Genomic DNA, 2,454 nt, shown 5'->3' with positions numbered 1-2,454 from the left:
ATCAAACCAAACTTTCCCTTTGTTATTATTTCTAAAGAGAAGATAGATTTCCATACGTTTAATTGGTTTTGTTGCTGGAATCACAACTGCACTACGATTCCAATCATTTGTCCCACTTGGGAATTTCGTTTGGTAATTAGCCCCACTACCATCTTGATAATACACATCTGCCCAAATCGCATAGTCTCGAGAAAGTTTATCTGGCGCATCATTCTCTACATTTTCAGATTTAGACATCCCTGTTAGTGTAATTGGCTCTGCTTTTTTCTGATTTATAGTTACATGCTTGCCATACCCTACATTTGAACCACCATATTGGCTGCGCTCTAATACAATAGATGAATGTCCTGTAAAGCTCTCTTGCTGAGAAACATCTTTTGGATCACAGCTTGTTCCATCTCCTCGAATCCATCCTGGAATACAACCTTTTTCCGTCATATTCTCTAAACTACTATTTTCAATTGGATTAAAGCTAGAAGAAACCTCACCTTTTTCCAGTTGAATCTTATCAAACCAGACAGTACCACTCGTAGCAGAACCGCCATTTTCTACTTGTAAATAGATGTTTACTTTTCTCGTTTGTTCTGTTGTTTTAAAAGTAACTTGACGATTAACCCAGTCCCTCGTTCCTTGAACTTTATTATGACGAGTATCATGCCATCCACCATCTACACCAGCACTGTTTTCATTTAATAACTGTACATTGAAGAAACCAGCACCATTGGCTAAATCCGTTTTTATCATACCACTTAACGTATACGTTGTATTTGGTTCTAACGTTACTTCTTGAATTGCAGCAATATAGCCCCAATCATTATTCGTTGCTTTTGTTGAAATTTTGAGTGATGATTCTCCGCCCAGACCACCTGGTGCCGGTGTTGCATCTTTTATAATAGATCCAGAATTATTCGCATTTACTGGTACCCATTTTTCCGTATCATTCATTTCAAAGCTTGGATTTTGAATCAGGTTTTCTCCTGTTCCTAGCTCTCTAGTTGTTGCAATTGGATTTCCAAACTGATCATACTGCATGAAAGATGATGTATTTGCGGCTTGATTAGTTTCAGACACTTCTGTATTCGCTGCTTTATACGCAACTGTTGTTTCACGATTCTCATTATCTGTCGCTTTTATAAGCCCGTTGTCTTTATTGTACTCAAACTTTTCTGTTCCCATTTCATCCGTAACAGAAGTTACATTCCCATTACCATCATAGGTCGCTGTTTCTGTTTGATTTTTCGGGGTAGTTGTTTTTACTAGGTTATTTACATTATATTCATACGTTGTTGTTAAATTTAGACGTCCAGAATCTTCAACTGTTTTGACTGGGTTTCCAGCATCGTTATACGTATAAACAGTTTTACGCCCTTTAGGATTCGTTAACGTAACTTCTTTCGCATCTGTATTATATGCTAATGTCGTAGCTTTCCCTAATGGGTCCGTTACTGTTACTAATCTATTATTCTCGTATGCATACGATGTTTTATATGGTTTTGCATCTGTATGTTGCGGATCATAAATAGATGTTAGTACCCCATTATCATATCCATACTTATATACTTTTCCTTCTGGTGTTGTAGAAGAAACGAGGAAATCTCCATCGTAATTAAATGTAAGAGTCTTGTTATCTGGACCAATTACTCTTACTGCTTTTTTATTATTCCCATCATATTGTACGACTAATTCTTTACCAGAAGCATTTTTCACTTTTGATAAACGGAATTCACCATCATATTCATACGTCGTCGTATTTCCATATTTATCTTTTGTATACTGGATACGCCCTTGCGCATCGCCAGATTTATAGAAAGTAACCGTTTGGTCTTTATCTTTTATTTCATATCCGCCTGATACTTGTTTAATTTCTAAATATATACCAGTAGGAGCTTGATACGCATTATCTCCCGTTCTAGTAAAAGTAATATTTGCGCCATCGGCAGAAATTAATAGTAAGTTTCCATTTCCTTCAGCCAAAATTCTTTCTTCTAATCCACTAGACCACCCTGTACCAAATAGACCTACTTTTTTACTTTGGCTATTATACGTTCTTTCTACTGATACATCCGGTCCGCGCCCAGATAACGTAATATCTTTCTCACTCATGATAAAGTTACCATTTGTAGCATTTACTTTACCATTTAGTACTGGAACTGATGCCCAGTAATCAAACATCCCTGTAAACCCAAAGTCTTGAGCAAATTTAGGCACAAATTCATGAGAAATTTCACTTTCAGCATGCCCTACTTTACTATACGCCGTTACACGGAACCAATAATTTTTAAAGCCAGCATAAATTCCACCAGAATTCTTATACACAGGTGATGGATCAACTGCTAATTCTGCACCTTTTTTATCGTGATGAAGTAAATATTGGCCTTTCGCTATTTCATCTTTCGTTGGCCAAATTTTCTCGTTTTGTGTTGTCCAGTTAGTCTTATCTCCTACATCGAACGC

At 36.7% G+C, this 2,454-nt stretch carries 1 protein-coding gene; it reads right to left on the bottom strand.

What is annotated here, in order from left to right:
* Window positions 1-2,454: DUF6531 domain-containing protein (locus tag MR083_RS26395; RefSeq protein ID WP_242270082.1), on the bottom strand; the 2,454-nt coding region annotated here is incomplete at both ends.

Origin of the sequence: Bacillus cereus group sp. BfR-BA-01408 (genome assembly GCF_022663305.1) — a bacterium.
Lineage (GTDB): Bacteria > Bacillota > Bacilli > Bacillales > Bacillaceae_G > Bacillus_A > Bacillus_A pacificus.
Note: the sequence above shows the minus strand (reverse complement) of the source record. Positions and strands in the feature narration are given on the sequence as shown.